Source organism: Alterluteimonas muca, assembly GCF_021191595.1.
In the GTDB taxonomy this organism is placed as follows: domain Bacteria; phylum Pseudomonadota; class Gammaproteobacteria; order Xanthomonadales; family Xanthomonadaceae; genus Luteimonas; species Luteimonas muca.
The window spans coordinates 13,278-28,798 of record NZ_JAIWPS010000018.1 but is presented as its reverse complement, the minus strand read 5'-3'; the positions used below and the strand labels follow the sequence as shown (position 1 = coordinate 28,798).

Genomic DNA, 15,521 nt, shown 5'->3' with positions numbered 1-15,521 from the left:
CATTCCGAACTCGGAAGTGAAACGCATATGCGCCGATGGTAGTGTGCATTCAGCATGCGAGAGTAGGTCATCGCCAGGGTCTTTACCCTGAAACCCCCGCCGGTTCCCCGGCGGGGGTTTTTCTTTGTTTGATTCGCAGCTGCTGCGACCGTGCCGGATACACTGGTGCGATGAACGACGTTTCCCTGTTGCTGGTTCTGATCCTGCTCGCGGTGATTGCCGCGGTAATCCTGTTGATCGTGCTGGTATTGCGCCGCCCGGAAGCCGGGATGGATGCGATGCGCGAGCGGCTCGAGGCCGCGTTGCGCGAGGAGCAGCGCGAGTCGCGGCTGGAACTGCGTGCCCTGCTCGATGGCCTGTCGACCGCGCAGGAGCAGCGTATCGATGCGTTCGGGTTGCGGCTGGATGCGCTCACCGAACGCACCGAGTCCCGTCTGGGCGCGATGCGCGAGGCGATCAGCGAGGATGCGCGCAGTGCGCGTGCGGAATCGGCGCAGGCCCAACAGCGCTTCGGCGCGCAGCTGTCGGAACGCATGGCCGACCTCACCGTCCGCACCGACCAGCGCCTGGAGGGCTTCGGGCAGCGGCTCGAGGTGTTGCGCGGCACACTGGCCGAGGATGCGCGCAAGACGCGACAGGAGAGCGGCGAGGCGCAGCAGCGCATGGCCGAGGCGCTGGCGCAGCGGTTGGCGGAATCCGCGCAGCGCAGCGAGCAGCGGCTGGTGGAGATGCGTGGAACCCTCGACCAGCAGCTGCAGCGCCTGCAGGCCGACAACGCGCAGAAGCTCGAGCAGATGCGCGCCACCGTCGACGAGAAACTGCAGTCGACGCTCGAGACCCGCCTCGGCCAGTCCTTCGCGCTGGTGTCGGAACGCCTGGAGCAGGTGCAGCGCGGTCTGGGCGAAATGCAGCAGCTGGCGACCGGCGTCGGCGATCTCAAGCGGGTGCTGACCAACGTCAAGAATCGTGGCAGCTGGGGCGAGGTGCAGCTGGACGGCATCCTCGAGCAGACGCTGATCGCCGAGCAATACGCGCGCAGCGTGCGGGTGCGACCCGATACCGCGGAGGCCGTGGACTTCGCCATCCGCTTGCCGGGCCGCCGTGATGACGACAGCCCGGTATGGCTGCCGATCGACTGCAAGTTCCCGCGCGAGGACTACGAGCGCCTCCTCGATGCACAGGAACTCGGTGACGCCGAGGCCGTACGCATCTGCGGGGCGCAGCTGGAACGTGCGATCCGTATCCAGGCGAAATCCATCTGCGAGAAGTACGTCTGCCCGCCGCACACCACCGATTTCGCGGTGATGTTCCTGCCGACCGAAGGTCTGTACGCCGAAACCATCCGCCGGCCCGGGCTGACCGACGCGCTGCAGCGCGACCACCGCATCGTGGTGGCGGGGCCCACCACCGTCACCGCACTGCTCAACAGCCTGCAGATGGGCTTCCACACGCTGGCGATCGAACAGCGTTCGAGCGAGGTCTGGAAGCTGCTGGGTGCGGTGAAGAGCGAGTTCGGCAAGTTCGCCGGCATCCTCGAAAAGGCCGAGAAGCAGATCAGCACCGTCGGCAAGAGCCTCGGCGAGGCCAGCCGCAAGACGCGCACGATCGAGCGCCGCCTGCGTGGGGTGGAATCACTGTCGCAGGACGAATCGCAGGCATTGCTGGCGGATGCCGGCATCGCGATCGATGCGGACGACACCGACGAGGCCGAGGACGCCAGCAGTTGAGGCTGGCATCGCCGGCAGCGGCATGGGTCAGTTGAGCGGAACGCCCGGGATCACAGGGATCGCGTCGGCCGGCACCGTCGGCAACGCCTCGTCGTCGAGCAGATAGTCCGGCAACGCATCGTCGTCGGACTGTAGGTCGCCGAAGATCTGGTACTGGCGGCGCTGCATCCAGGCGTCGCGTACCAGCGCGTAATCGTCGGCAGCGCCTTCGCGCATGCGGTCGACCACGAACAGCTGCGTGCGCAGGTCCACCAGCTGCAGGCCCTGCAGCGCCCAGCGGGTCTGGTCGTCATTGAGCTGGCGGGTCGGCGACAGCGGCGCATCGCCGACGATGCCGAACGCATCGCGCAGCGTGCGCGGCCCGAACAGCGGCAACTCGAGATAGCGCGAGTTCTGCCAGCCCCAGATGCCCAGGGTCTGCCCGAAGTCCTCGCTGCGGAACGGGATCTCGGCGTCGCTGGCCGGATCGAAGATGCCACCGATGCCGAGCGTGGCATTGACGACAAAGCGCCCCAGCGCCTGCCCGGCCTGCACCGGCTTGCCCTGCAGCAGTGCATTGACCGCACTGACCGGCTGGCCGAGGTTGCTGAAGAAGTTCGACACCCCCAGGCGCACCGGGCGCGGCACCACCTTCATGTAGGCGGTGGCCAGCGGGCGCGCAACCGTGCGGTCGATCGCGTCGTTGACGCGATGCATGCGGCGGTTGAAGGGTTCCCACGGGTCATAGCCGACCTGCATCTGCGCCGGATCGGGCAGGGTGGGGTCGGCCACCGGGTCGTAGGGCTCCTCGCCGTAGAGCACCGCGTAGTCGAGCTCGGCCTCGGTCGGCGCAAGCACGGGCTCGCCACCGGCGTCGTCGCGGTATGCGCCTTCCTGCAGCGCGGCCTGTGCGCTGTCGGCATCGGGTACCGGCAGGCCGTCGTCGATGACCGGAGGCGTGGACGTATCCGGCGCAGCGTCAGCCATTGCCGCAGGAACGGCGGCGGCCGTCATCGGCTGGGCGGAAGCGGCGGGAGCGCGCGCGGCCTGCTGCCCACCCGCACACCCGGCGAGCGACAACAACAGGCTGGGCAGGACAATGCGGGAGGGGGACATGGGGAAATCCATCCGTGCGTAACACACGCGGCGCCGGGGGCGTCAGGTGCGGCTGAAATCAAGATCCATCTGCATGCGATACGCGCCGCGCAGCTCGGACAGGCCTTCCGGTTCGCCATCGATGACCACATCGCCACCGGCGCGCGCGGCCAGCGCCGACAGCATGGCAAGCCCGGCGCTGTCGATGCGGTCGACCGCGCCGAGTTCGATGCGGCGCGCGCCCGTCACCACGCGCAGCGCAGCCGGCCACAGCGAGGCGACGCCGCCACGCAGCAACGGGACCGCGAAGACGAGGGCATCGCCTTCGCGGCGCACGCCGGGGTCAGTCGATCGCGGCATCGGCCTGCAGCCGGCCGGCGCGCAGCTCGTTGGCGACCTGGCGGATGGACTTGTTCTGCAGTTCGCCGTCGAACTGGCGACGGAAGGTGCTGATGAAGCTCACGCCCTCCACCTGCACGTCGAACACCTTCCAGTTGCCGCCGGACTGGCGCATCAGGTAGTCGACCGGGATCGGGTCGCCGCCCTGGCGCAGCAGCTCGCTCGACACCTTGACGCCCAGCCCGCGCGGCAGCGCCGACTCGGTCTTGATGCGCACGCGCAGGCGGGTGTTGAAGTCGAGCAGCGAGTTGCCGTAGCGGCGCAGCAGGTTGTCGGCCAGCGCGTCGGCGAACAGCTTCACGTCGGCGTCGTCGGCACCACGGGCGTGACGGCCGAGCACCTGGCGCGCCGCATAGTCGCGGTCGAACATGGTGTCGAACTCGCGCTTGACGAAGGCTTCGAGCAGGCTGCGGTCGCGGCCGAACTCGGCACGGCGGCTCTCCAGCTCGCCGAGGATGCGCGTGGTGTTGTCGAGCACCAGGCGGCTCGGCGTGCCCTGGGCCTGGCCGGCTGCGGCGGGCGCCTGCTGCGCGTGGACGAGGGCGGGGGTGCCGGCCAGCAGGCCGGCGGCAATGGCGATGGCGGTCAGGGAACGCTTGATCGAAGGCATGGGGGTCATGGGGTGTCCTCGCTGGGGGCGGGCGGGGTGGCCTCGTCGGCGGCATCACCGCCACCGGGACCGCTGAACATGTAGCGTCCGACCATCTGCATCAGGTCGACGGCAGGGGAGGTGAAGGCGATTTCCTCGCCGGGCTGCAGGCTTTCCATGTCGCCGCCGGGTTGCAGGTCGACATAGGCCTCGCCCAGCAGGCCGCCGGTGAGGATCGAGGCCGAGGTGTCGATCGGCATCTCGTGGTAGCGACGGTCGATCGCCAGCGTGGCGATGGAATCGAAGCGCAGCGGATCGAGCTCGATCTTCGCCACCCGGCCGATGGTCACGCCGCCCACGCGCACCGGCGCCTGCGTACGCAGCTGGCCGATGTTGGAAAAGCGCGCGGTCAGCTCGTAGGTGTTGGTGGTGAAGCCGAAGCGGTTGTTGGTCGAAGCGATTGCCAGCACCAGCAGCGACGCCAGCGCCAGCAGCAGGAACGCGCCGACCGCGAACTCGAGACGTGGACCGCGTGCGCTGCTCATCGGCGGCTCCCCATCTGCATGATTTCCATGTGGCTACTCATCTCGGTGTCACCTTGCGCGATGCGCGTCATGGTTCCCGCCGCCGCTCAGCGGAACAGGAACGCGGACAGGACGAAGTTGAACATCAGCACCAGCAGCGAGGCGTTCACCACCGCGCGGGTGGTCGCCACCGAGGTGCCTTCGATGGTCGGCTCGGCGTGGTAGCCGACGTACGAGGCCACCAGCGCGGCCACGCCGCCGAACACCGCGGACTTCAGGAAGGCGTTGACGAAGTCGTCGCGGAAATCCACCGCGTCGCGCATCGCCTGCCAGAACGTGCCGTTGTCGATGCCGAGGATCTGCACGCCCTGGAACCAGCTGGCGGCCAGCGCGAACGTGCAGAAGAAACCGGTCAGCAGCGGCACTGTCAGCACCGCCGCCCAGAACCGCGGCGACACCGTCTTGGCCACCGGGTCGATCGCCATCAGCCCGAGCGCGGTGATCTGGTCGGTGGCGCGCATCAGTCCCAGCTCGGCGGCGATCGACGAACCCGCACGGCCGACGAACAGCAGTGCGGTCAGCACCGGCGCCAGTTCGCGATACAGGCCCAGGCCGATCAGGATGCTCACCTGGTCGGACGCGCCATAGGTTTCGAGCGCGCGATGGCCCAGCAGCGTCAGCGATAGCCCGACGAAGGCGCCACCGACCGCGATGATCGGCAGCGTGCGCGCGCCGACCTTGTAGATCTCGCGCAGCAGTTCGGCGAAGAAGTCCGCAGTCGGCCTGGATGCGCGCAGCACCGACAGCGAGAACAGCCCGGCGCGGCCGAGCGAGCGGATCGAGGCGACCACGGGCATCAGGCCACCTCCCGTTGCGGGGCGTCGAACGCGATCGGGCCATCCGGGCGACCGTCGAGGAACTGCCGCACCAGCGGATCGGTGGTCTGCTGCAGCTCGTCGGGCGTGCCGCTGAAGACGATGCTGCCGTCGGCGATCACCAGCGCACGGTCGGCCACCGGCAGGGTCTCGTGCACGTGGTGGGTGACGATGATGCTGGTGAGCCCGAGGCTCGCGTTGAGGCGCGCGATCAGCGCCATGATCACGCCCGAGGCGATCGGATCGAGCCCGGTCAGCGGCTCGTCGTAGATCATCAGCGGCGGGTCGAGCGCCAGCGCACGTGCCAGCGCCACGCGGCGTGCCATGCCGCCCGACAGTTCGCGTGGATACAGATCGGCCGCCGCGCGCAGGCCCACCGCGTGCAGCTTCATCTCCACCAGCCGCGCGATCACCGGCGCCGGCAGCTTCGTATGCATGCGCAGCGGCAGTGCGACGTTCTCGGCGGCGGTGAGGTCGGTCAGCAGGCCATTGCCCTGCAGCAGCACGCCGATCGACTTGCGTGTTTCCAGCAGATCGCGCTGGCGCTGCGGCAGTGCGCGGCCGAACACCTCGACGCTGCCCTGCGACGCACGCAGCTCACCGGTCAGCGCCGACAGCAGCGTCGACTTGCCCGATCCCGATGGGCCAAGCACCGCGGTGATCGAACCGGTCGGCACCAGCAGGTCGATGCCGGACAGGATCGTGCGCCCGCCCCGCTGCAGGCGGACGTCGCGCAGGTGCACGGCGGGGGCGGTGGTGTCGGGCATGCGTCTACCGGGAATGGCGCGGGCGCCGGGCAGCAAAACCCCGGCAGCTTCGCGCAGAAGGGCTGAATCTTAACCGATCGACTGAACTGGCGAGTACAGAAACTGTCCCGTGGGTGGGCTGGTCCGTGCCATCCATTCATGCCCGGGCATGCGCACCTGCGCCGTGGGGTCTCGCACCGCGCGACGGGCGTCCGGCATCATGGGGCGATGACCGGCCCGCACGGCGATATCCGCCTCTACCATTCCAACGCGCTCGAGATCCTGGCCGGCATCCTTGCGCGGATCCTGCGTGATCCGGCACCCGGGCAATCGCTGCTCGCACCCGACATCGTGCTGATCCCGCAGGTGGCCATGCGGCGCTGGCTGCAGGCCACGCTGGCCGCCGAACATGGCGTCGCTGCGAACATCGAATTCCTGACTCCCGGCGAATTCGTCGGCCGTGCACTTGCGGCCAATCCTTCGGGCAGCGATGACAGCGGCAGCCGCGACGAACTCGATGCCGCCGCGTTGCGCTGGCATCTGTATGCGGCGCTCACCGACCATGCGTTCCTGGCCACGCCGGCGCTGGCAACGATTGCCGCGCATGTTGGCGGCCCGGATCCACTGCGTGCCTGGGCATTGGCCGGCGAGCTCGCCTCGGTGTTCGAGAAGTACCAGGCCTGGCGGCGCGACTGGCTGCTGCGCTGGGAAGCCGGCGCCGATGCCGACGACCCGCAGGCGATCCTGTGGCGCCGCGTCGCCAGCGGCCGCCCGCATCGTGCACGCCGCATCCAGCAGTACCTCGACCGTTTCGGCGCAGCGGAAGGTCCGCTGCCCACCGGCCTGCCGACGCGGCTGTCGGCATTCGCCACCCTCAACGTCTCGCCCGACGTGCTGCGGGTGATCGCCACCCAGGCGCGCGTCGGCACCCTGCACATGTTCGTGCCGTCGCCGGCGAAGGACTACTGGGGCGATCTGCAGCGCGTGCGTGCCGGGCAACCGGCCGACGACGGCGAGAACCCGCTGCTGCAGCGCTGGGGCGCGGCTGGCGTCGACTTCATGCGCGTGATCGGTGGCTACGAAGTGGTGCACGCCTCGGCGGATTTCGACGTGCATGTCGATCCGGGCGAAGGCGGCGGAGCGCTGCAGGGCAGCCTGCTGCGGCGCCTGCAGTCGGACCTGTTCCATCGACGTGGCGCACCGGGTGTGGCGCTGCGCGACGCGGTGGACCGCAGCGATCCCAGCCTGCAGCTGCATGCCTGCCACACCCGCCTGCGCGAGCTGCAGGTGCTGCACGACCAGCTGCGTGGCCTGTTCGATGACCCACGCTTCGATCCGCCGCTGCAGCCGCGCGAGGTCGCGGTGCTGGCGCCGGACATCGACCCCTACCTGCCCTATCTCGAGGCGGTGTTCGGCAATCGCGGCCAGGCCGATGCGATTCCGTACGCGCTGGCCGATGCCAGCCCGCTCGCCAACGAGCCGCTGGCCGAAGTGTTCCTGCGCCTGCTGGCGTTGCCGGTGTCGCGCTTCGGGCTGCACGAGATGCTCGACCTGCTGGCCAGCCCCGCGCTGGCCGATGCCAACGGACTGGATGCGCCGGCCTTCGAGCGGCTGCAGGCCTGGCTGTCGGAGGCGGGCGCGCGCTGGGGTATCGACGCCGCGCATCGTGCCACGCTCGATGCCCCCGCCGACGACGCCTACACCTGGGCCTTCGCGCTCGACCGCCTGCTGCTCGGCCATGCCACCGGCGACGATGCACCGATCGCGATGCCCGATGGCCGGATGGTGGCGCCGCTGCCGGAACTGGAAGGCAGCGCGCTGGATGCACTCGACACCCTGCTGCGGCTGCTGCGCGTGCTGGCACGCAACGCCACCGCGCTGGCCGCCGCGATGCCGCCCGCGCAGTGGCGCGAACGCCTGCTGGACCTGCTGGCCGCGCTGCTGCCACGGCCCCCATCGAACCCCGCCACGCAACGTGCGCTCGATCGCCTGCGCAGCCTGGTCGATGCGTTCGCCGGCGATGCGCGGCGCGCCGGTTTCGAGGCACCGGTGCCGGCCGAGGCGGTGCGCGCGCATTTCGCCGCGGCATTAGCCGAGGCCGACATCCGCGCGCCGCTGCTCACCGGTGGCGTCAGCGTGGCGCGCATGGTGCCGATGCGGCTGTTGCCGTTCCGGGTGATCTGCGTGCTCGGCATGAACGATGGCGATTTCCCGCGTCGTGATCCCGCCGCCGGCCTCAACCGCCTCACCGCCGAGCTCGGCAGCACGCAGCGCCGCATCGGTGACCGCTCGACGCGCGAGGACGACCGCTTCCTGTTCCTGCAGCTGTTCGCCGCCGCGCAGGATGTGTTCTACGTCAGCTGGCAGGGCGCCGACCCGCGCGATGGCAGCAACCGCGAGCCCTCGGTGCTGGTCTCCGAACTCATCGATGCCGCACGCGCCCAGCACGCAGGCGATGTCGATGCCGAGGCGCTGGTGGTCCACCATCCGCTGCAGCCGTTCGCGCCGGCTGCGTTCGGCAGCAACGACGAGCCGCGTCGCTTCTCCTACCACGCGGCCTGGTGGCCGGCCGCCGCGCAGCCGCTGCAGAAGCGCACGCCGCTGCCGGTGTGGTTCGACCGCCCCGCGCTGGAACCCATCGACGCGCCCCATCCCGGCACGCTGGCGCTCGACGAACTGCGACGCTTCCTGCAGGCGCCCGCGGAAGCCTTCCTGCGCCAGCGCCTCGGCCTGCGCCTGGCCGAGGTCGAAGCGCTCGACGACGATGTCGAACCGCTGCTGGCCCCGGGCCGCGGCTACCCGCGCCAGCTGCTGCAGAAAGCGGTGTTCGACGCGGTGCTGCGTGGCGACGACGACTCCCGCACCCATGCGCTGCTGCGCGCGCGCGGGCTGCTGCCGTCCGGCGCGCTGGGCCGGCGCACGCTGGAACAGGTGCGTGCGCAGGTGGATGCGTACGCGGTCGCGTTCCGCGCGTGGTGCGGCGGGGCGGCACCCGATGCGCCGCGGCTGGAGGTCGACATCGATGGCGTCACCCTGCACGGCCGCATTGCCGACGTATATCCGCACGGCATCGCCCGCGTGCGCTTCGATCCACCGGCCGGGCAATCGGCGATCCGCAACGGCCTGGACTGGCTGCTGGCCAGCGCCGCTGGGCAGTCGGCGCCGCTGGTGGAATTCCACGACGGTGGCGAACTCGGCGTCGGCCCGCATCCGCGCCCGCCGCTCGACCCCACGCAGGCACGCGACGTGCTGCATACGCTGATCACCCTGCGCAGCGCCGGCCTGCGCCATCCGTTGCCGTTCGCGCCCTACAGCGGCTGGGAGCTCTACCGCGCCGGCAATCTCGAGCGCGGCCTGGCCGAAGCGGCCAGGCGCTGGCACGGCAGCGACCGCAGCTGGGGCGAGGGCACCGGCGAAGCGCTGCGACTCGCCCTGCGCGGCCGCGATCCGTTCACCGACGATGCCACCCAGGTCGCCTTCGTCGACCTGGCGATGGCGATCTATTCGGCGGTGGTCACCGGCCAGGTCTACGGTGGCACCGACCTTGCCGCGTTGCGCGACATCGCTGCGAAGCTCGACCTGGAGGACGCGGAATGAGCGCCGTTGACGGGAACCTGCTCGCAGCGCCACGCGATCCCTATCTCGATCTCGCACTCGATGGCGTGCATGCCATCGAGGCCTCGGCCGGCACCGGCAAGACCTTCACCCTGGCCACCCTGGTGGTGCGCCTGGTGGTGGAGCGGGCCTTGAGCGTGGGCCAGGTGCTGGCGGTCACCTTCACCGAGGCCGCCACCCAGGAACTGCGCAGCCGCATCCGCGCGCGCCTGCTGCTGGCCGCGCAGATGGTGGGCGCCGCGTTGCCGGCCGATGCAACGCCCGACGCGGTGCTGACCCATGCGGTGCTCGCAGCGCATCTCGCACGCGGCGACGAAAGCGCCGATGCGCTGCGACGCCGATTGCATACCGCAGCCAACGACATCGACCTCGCCGCCATCTTCACCATCCACGGCTTCTGCACCCGGGTGCTGCGCGACCACGCGCTGGAAGTGGGGCAGGCCTTCGATGCGCCGGAACTGCTCACCAGCGATGCACCGCTGTACGAGGCCATCGCCGCCGACCTCTGGCGTGCACACGGCCGCGATGCGGCGGCCGCCGATGACCTGCTGGCGCTGTGGCCGGGCGGCCCGCAGGCGCTGGCCTGCGACCTGCCGCCGCTGGTGCGCGAACCGGTCCTGCGCCCTGCGCTTGCCGAGCTGCCGGATGACCCCGCGCCGCGCCTGCATGCCAGTGGCGAAGCGCTGGCAGCCGCGTTCCGCGCCCATGGCGATGACTTCCGTGCGGCACTGGTGGCCGCGGTGGACGCCAAGGTGCTGCACGCCGGCAGCTACAAGGCCGCGTGGATCGCCGAACTCTTCGATGGCCTGAAGCAGTGGTGCGATGCCGGCGCACGCGATGCACCGTTCGAGCACGCCAAGCTGCCGCAGCTCACGCGCGAGACGCTGCAGCTGCGCACCAGCGTCAAGTACGCCGGTCGCACGCCCGATTCGCCGGTCTGCGATGCGGTGCCAGCCTACCTCGATGCGCTGACCGCGATGGCGGAATGGAAGGACGCACGCCGCGTCGAACTGCTGCACCGCCTGCGCGACGATGCCCGCGTGCGGGTGGCGCGTGCCAAGCAGCAGCAGCGCGTGCAGACCTTTGACGACCTGGTCGACCACGTCGCCGATGCCATCGACGGCCCGCAGGCCGGTGCGCTGGTGGAGCGCCTGCGCGCACAGTACGCGGTGGCGCTGGTCGACGAATTCCAGGACACCGATGCCCGCCAGTGGCGCATCTTCGACCATGTATTCGGTGCGGCCAGCGCCGCGCTGCACGGGCAGCCGCCGGCGCTGTTCGTGATCGGCGATCCCAAGCAGGCGATCTACGGCTTCCGCGGCGGCGACGTCGAAACCTATCTCGCCGCACGCACGACCGCCGCCGAAGCGCCGCCGCTCGCCCAGAACTTCCGCTCACGGCCATCGGTGCTGCGCGCGGTGTCGGCGCTGTATGCACAGGCGCAGGCGGCGGCAGATGCGGACGCGAAGATCGCGCCGCCCTTCATCGATCCGCGCTTCGGGTTCCGCGAGGTCGCCCCGGGCGGCGTGCGCGCCGATGCCGACTTCCAGCGTAACGGCACCGATGCGGCGGCACTCACCCTGTGGCGCGCGCCACCGCCGTCGCCCGACGACAAAGGCAAGGTGAAGCCCTACAACGCCAGCCATTCGCGCGAGCTCGCCACCCGCGCCTGCGTGGCGGCCATCCACCGCGTGCTGTGCGATGCGCGCGACGGCAACGCCAGCATCGAGGGCCGCCCGGTGCAGCCCGGCGACATCGCGGTGCTGGTGCGCTCGCACCACGAGGCCACGCGCATCCGCCACGCACTGGCGATGGCCGGGATTCCCGCGGTCGCCGCCGGCAAGCAGAGCCTGTTCGCCACCCACGAGGCGCGCGATCTGCATGCGCTGCTGCTCGCGCTGCTGCATGGCGCCGACGATGGCCGCCTGCGCATGGCGCTGTCCACGGTGCTGGTGGGTCTCGACGCCAGCGCGATCGCCGCGCTCGACGAAGATGGCGAGGCGCTGCGCGGCTGGCAGATGGCCGCGCTGGCCTGGCGCGACCGCCTGCAGCGTGGCGGCCCGCTGGCGCTGGTCACCGCACTGTGTGCCGAACACGCCGGGCGCCTGCTCGGCCTGCTCGACGGCGAGCGCCGCCTCACCAACTATCTGCAGCTGGCCGAACTGCTGCAGGACGCGCAGTCGCGTGCGCTCGGCCTGCATGGCCTGGTCGACTGGCTGGCCAATGCCATCGCCGATGCCAACGCCAACGACGAGAGCCAGCTGCTGCGGCTGGAATCCGACGCCCGCCGCGTGCAGGTGGTGACCCTGCACAAGAGCAAGGGCCTGGAATACCCGCTGGTGTTCATGCCGTTCGCCGCCATCGGCTCGCCCGCGCGCAGCCCCGGCCAGCGTGCCGTGGTGAACGGCGAGGGCGGCCGCGCGCTGCACTGGAAGCTGCTGCCGTCGCGCTCCGGCTGGGACGACGCGAAGGACGCCTGGGCGCTTGCGCAGCGCGCCGAGGATGCGCGCCTGCTGTATGTCGGCCTCACCCGCGCGCGCCACGCGCTGTGGCTTGCCAGTGGCCTGTTCTGCAACCACGACAGATCGCCGCTGCTGCACATGGTGGCGAAGCCGGATGCACTCGCCGCGGCGCTGGGTGATGCCGTCGCCATCGACGACAGCACGCCGCCGATGTCGCTGCCCTGGCTGCCGCCCGCATCCACCGATGCGGTGCCGCCCGCGCGCATCGCGACGCGCACGCTTGCCAGCGACTGGTGGGTCTACAGCTTCACCCGGCTGGCGAATGCGGAAGGGCAGGCCGATGCCACGGCCAGCGCCACCCAGCCCGCGGCGGGTGGGCTGGATGAGCCGGCCGCCGACGCGGAGGTCGACGCCGATGCCGATGTCTTCGACCCGCGCTTCGCCGGCCCGCGTTTCGGGGTGGTGCTGCACGACGTGCTCGAACGCACCGACTTCGCGCAGTGGTCCGCGTGGACGCCGGGCACGCCCGCGCCGACGGCCGAAGATGCAGCGTTGATCGCCGAACGCCTGCGTGCCGGCGGTTACCCCGGTGACGCCATCGACGACGGCATCGCGGTGCTCACCCCGCTGATCGGCCACACGCTGACCGTGCCGCTGCCCGAAGGCGTGCGCCTGGCGGACGTGCCTGCGCCGCAGCGCCGCCCGGAGATCGAGTTCCAGTTCGCGCTCGCGCCAACGCGCGTCGACGCACTGCTGGCACTGCTGCATCGTCATGGCCTGCTCACCGCGCGTCAGGGCTTCGGCGCGCGCCGCAGGCTGGAAGGGCTGATGACCGGCCTGATCGACCTCACCTACGTGCACGATGGCCGCTGGTACCTGCTCGACTACAAGACCAACCGCTTGGCCGGCTACGGCCGCGCACAACTCGACGAGGCGATGGCGCACAGCGAATACGACCTGCAGGCACTGATCTACACCCTGGCCCTGCACCGCTGGCTGCGCTTCCGCCTCGGCGACGGCTACGACTACCCACGCGATTTCGGTGGTGTGCGCTACCTGTTCTGCCGCGGGCTGGATGCCACCCGCAACGATGGACAGGGCGTGCAGGCCTGGCGGTTCGATCCGCAACTGGTGCACGCGCTCGACGCACTCTTCGCAGGGCAAACGGCCCCGGTTGGCGATACAGCAGTGGAACCCCTCTCCCGCCTGCGAGGTGAAGAGGCGTGCTTGCGAGCCACCGGTTCGCGCGCCGATGAACGCCCGAGCGGCGACGCGAGGGCCGGGGCGCGGAGCGGGGGCAGGGGTGATGGCACGACCCCCGGAGTGTCGCGATGACCCTCCTTGCCACTCTCCTCAAAGCCGGCGCCCTGCGCACGCTGGACCACGCGCTGGCGCAGAGCCTGCGCCGGCTCGACCCCGACACGCCCGACGCCGTACTCGCCGCCGCCGCGCTCGCCTCGCTGGCGGTCGCCTCAGGCCATGCCGGCTTCGATCCCGCCGAACCGCAGCGCCTGCTCGACACGCCTGTCGACTGGCCCACGCCGCAGGCCTGGCACGGGGCGCTGCAGGCCTCGCGCTGGGTCGCGATCCCGGACGCGGGCGATGCCGAATCCGCCAATGACGCCCCTCTGGTGTACGAACACGGCCTCGTCTACCTGCGCCGCTACCGCGAGTACGAACGCCGCCTCGCCGACGGCCTGCGCCGCATCGGCCGCGCCCCGCCCGCAGGGATCGCGGACGGCTGCGACGGCCGCGATGTCGCGGCGACTTCCGGGGTTCCCGCACAACTGGCACCGCTGTTCGCCCGCCTGTTCCCTGCCGTCCCTTCTCCCGCCGGGCGGGAGAAGGGGCCCCCGGCGGGGGCGGATGAGGGCGCTCCCATCGACCACCAGTCCCGTGCCGCCGCGGCCGCGCTCGCCCACAACCTGCTGCTGGTCACCGGCGGCCCCGGCACCGGCAAGACCACCACCATCACCCGCATGCTGGTGCTGCTGATGGCGCAGGCACGCGACGCCGGCACCGCACCACCGCGCATCGCACTGGCCGCACCCACCGGCCGCGCCGCAGAACGCATGGCCGAGAGCGTACGCAACGCCGTACAGGCGCTGCCCGCGCTCGGCGTCGACACCACTCTGTGCGCGCAACTGCCCACCACCGGCACCACCCTGCACCGCCTGCTCGGCACCATCCCGGACTCGCCACGCTTCCGCCACCACGCCGACAACCCCTTGCCGTTCGACGTGGTGGTGGTGGACGAAGCCTCGATGATCGACCTGCCGCTGATGGCCAAGCTGGTCGAAGCGGTGCCCGACGGCGCACGCCTGGTGCTGCTGGGCGATCCCGACCAGTTGCCCTCGGTGGAAGCGGGCGACGTGCTCGCCGGCATCCTCGCCGCGGCCAGCCGCGCGACCGGGGACACCGTCTCCGACCCGGTCGCCGCTGCGCCTGCCGCCATCTCCGCCGCTGCGCCTGTCGACGGGGCTGCCGCCGCTGCTCATGCCAAGACCTCTCCCGCCCGGGCTGCAGGCGCTGCCCATGCCAACACCTTTCCCGCCCGCGGGAGAGGTCGCGCCGAAGGCGCGGGTGAGGGCGCTCTTCCGCCGGCACGCAACGCATCCACCTTCCCCGCCCGCCACATCCACCTCACCCGCGGCTACCGCCAGAGCGCCTCGCTCGACCTCGCCCCGCTCGCCGCCGCCGTGCGCGAAGGCGACGCCACCACCGCCCTTTCACTGCTGCGCAGCGGCCAGCTCTCCGGCGTGCACTTCCACGAAGCCGACAGCGACCCGCTGCAATCCCACCGTGACCAGCTGCTCGAACACTGGACCTCGCTCGCCGAAGGCAACGACCCCGCCGAAGCCCTCGCCCGCGCTGCCCGCCTGCGCATCCTCACCGCCGTGCGCGACGGCCCGCAGGGCGCGCGCAGCCTCAACGCGCGCATCGAGAGCATGCTGTTGGAAAGCGGGCTGGCCGGCAGCCGCCGCGGCGCCGGCCCCGCGTCCACGGCCAGCCGCTACTTCCACGGCCGCCTGTTGCTGGTCACCGAGAACAGCTACCGCCACCGCCTGTTCAACGGCGATATCGGCATCTGCCTGCGCGACGACGGCGGCACGCTGATGGCATGGTTTCCCGGCGACGACCCGCACCACCCGCGGCCGTTCCACCCCGCCGCGCTACCCGCGCACGACAGCGCGTTCGCGATGACCGTGCACAAGGCCCAGGGCAGCGAGTTCGACGCCGTATGGCTGGTGCTGCCGGAACGCTTCAACCGCGTGCTGTCGCGCGAGCTGGTCTACACGGGGATGACGCGTGCACGCAGCGAACTGCACGTGGCCGGAACTGCCGACGTCATCGCCGACGCACTGGGGCGGCACGCCGGCCGATGGTCGGGACTGGGTTGGCGGCTGGGCGCAGGTGCAGGCGCACCGGCGTCGATGGCCGAATCGTCCATCCCTGTCGAAGAAGGCACTCAGGCCAGCCTGTTCTGATCACGGCGAACGCCGCACCCGC

The 15,521-nt window shown here is 70.8% G+C and carries 10 protein-coding genes and 1 rRNA gene; 5 read left to right on the top strand and 6 right to left on the bottom strand.

The features are described 5' to 3' along the window. Nucleotides 1–79 (top strand): 5S ribosomal RNA (rrf, locus tag LDO11_RS15990); the annotation flags it as partial. 91 nt (nucleotides 80–170) lie between these two features. Beyond that, a complete protein-coding gene (locus LDO11_RS15430; RefSeq protein WP_232142319.1) occupies nucleotides 171–1,727 on the top strand; it encodes a DNA recombination protein RmuC in 1,557 nt (518 codons plus the stop codon). Between the two features lie 27 nt (nucleotides 1,728–1,754). Here the strand turns inward: LDO11_RS15430 and LDO11_RS15425 are convergent, their stop codons facing one another. The 6 genes from LDO11_RS15425 to LDO11_RS15400 form a co-directional block, all read right to left on the bottom strand. Beyond that, nucleotides 1,755–2,693 carry an MlaA family lipoprotein gene (locus tag LDO11_RS15425; RefSeq protein ID WP_435574658.1) on the bottom strand — a complete coding sequence of 313 codons (939 nt, stop codon included), beginning with the start codon at nucleotides 2,691–2,693 and terminating at the stop codon, nucleotides 1,755–1,757. Between the two features lie 171 nt (nucleotides 2,694–2,864). Next, entirely contained in the window at nucleotides 2,865–3,161 is a 297-nt protein-coding gene (locus LDO11_RS15420) for an STAS domain-containing protein (RefSeq protein WP_232142318.1), read from the bottom strand. Next, nucleotides 3,145–3,801: an MlaC/ttg2D family ABC transporter substrate-binding protein gene (locus LDO11_RS15415; RefSeq protein WP_232142320.1), complete on the bottom strand. Its 657-nt coding sequence runs from the start codon at nucleotides 3,799–3,801 to the stop codon at nucleotides 3,145–3,147. Before LDO11_RS15415 ends, LDO11_RS15420 begins: the two co-directional genes overlap by 17 nt. 14 nt (nucleotides 3,802–3,815) lie before the next feature. Next, nucleotides 3,816–4,334, bottom strand: coding sequence for an outer membrane lipid asymmetry maintenance protein MlaD (gene mlaD, locus LDO11_RS15410; protein WP_343226139.1), 519 nt, complete (start codon nucleotides 4,332–4,334; stop codon nucleotides 3,816–3,818). 86 nt (nucleotides 4,335–4,420) lie between these two features. Beyond that, a complete protein-coding gene (locus LDO11_RS15405) occupies nucleotides 4,421–5,170 on the bottom strand; it encodes an MlaE family lipid ABC transporter permease subunit (protein WP_232142317.1) in 750 nt (249 codons plus the stop codon). Continuing rightward, entirely contained in the window at nucleotides 5,170–5,955 is a 786-nt protein-coding gene (locus LDO11_RS15400; RefSeq protein WP_232142316.1) for an ABC transporter ATP-binding protein, read from the bottom strand. Before LDO11_RS15400 ends, LDO11_RS15405 begins: the two co-directional genes overlap by 1 nt. Before the next feature lie 207 nt (nucleotides 5,956–6,162). Here LDO11_RS15400 and recC point away from each other — a divergent pair, with 207 nt between their 5' ends. From recC to LDO11_RS15385, 3 genes are read left to right on the top strand one after another with little or no spacing between them, the layout of a single operon-like run. Continuing rightward, nucleotides 6,163–9,531 (top strand): exodeoxyribonuclease V subunit gamma, encoded by a 3,369-nt coding sequence (gene recC / locus LDO11_RS15395; protein WP_232142315.1) that lies wholly within the window; start codon nucleotides 6,163–6,165, stop codon nucleotides 9,529–9,531. After that, nucleotides 9,528–13,346, top strand: coding sequence for a UvrD-helicase domain-containing protein (locus tag LDO11_RS15390; RefSeq protein ID WP_232142314.1), 3,819 nt, complete (start codon nucleotides 9,528–9,530; stop codon nucleotides 13,344–13,346). The genes recC and LDO11_RS15390 overlap by 4 nt, the downstream gene beginning before the upstream one ends. Next, entirely contained in the window at nucleotides 13,343–15,499 is a 2,157-nt protein-coding gene (locus tag LDO11_RS15385) for an AAA family ATPase (RefSeq protein WP_232142313.1), read from the top strand. The genes LDO11_RS15390 and LDO11_RS15385 overlap by 4 nt, the downstream gene beginning before the upstream one ends. Nucleotides 15,500–15,521 lie beyond the last annotated feature (22 nt).

Excerpts from the sequence above, each read along its gene's own strand:
- LDO11_RS15430 (WP_232142319.1), top strand. The coding sequence starts at position 171 with ATGAACGACGTTTCCCTGTTGCTGGTTCTGATCCTGCTCGCGGTGATT.
- LDO11_RS15425 (WP_435574658.1), bottom strand. The coding sequence starts at position 2,693 with ATGGCTGACGCTGCGCCGGATACGTCCACGCCTCCGGTCATCGACGAC.
- LDO11_RS15420 (WP_232142318.1), bottom strand. The coding sequence starts at position 3,161 with ATGCCGCGATCGACTGACCCCGGCGTGCGCCGCGAAGGCGATGCCCTC.
- mlaD (WP_343226139.1), bottom strand. The coding sequence starts at position 4,334 with ATGAGCAGCGCACGCGGTCCACGTCTCGAGTTCGCGGTCGGCGCGTTC.
- LDO11_RS15405 (WP_232142317.1), bottom strand. The coding sequence starts at position 5,170 with ATGCCCGTGGTCGCCTCGATCCGCTCGCTCGGCCGCGCCGGGCTGTTC.
- LDO11_RS15400 (WP_232142316.1), bottom strand. The coding sequence starts at position 5,955 with ATGCCCGACACCACCGCCCCCGCCGTGCACCTGCGCGACGTCCGCCTG.
- recC (WP_232142315.1), top strand. The coding sequence starts at position 6,163 with ATGACCGGCCCGCACGGCGATATCCGCCTCTACCATTCCAACGCGCTC.
- LDO11_RS15390 (WP_232142314.1), top strand. The coding sequence starts at position 9,528 with ATGAGCGCCGTTGACGGGAACCTGCTCGCAGCGCCACGCGATCCCTAT.
- LDO11_RS15385 (WP_232142313.1), top strand. The coding sequence starts at position 13,343 with ATGACCCTCCTTGCCACTCTCCTCAAAGCCGGCGCCCTGCGCACGCTG.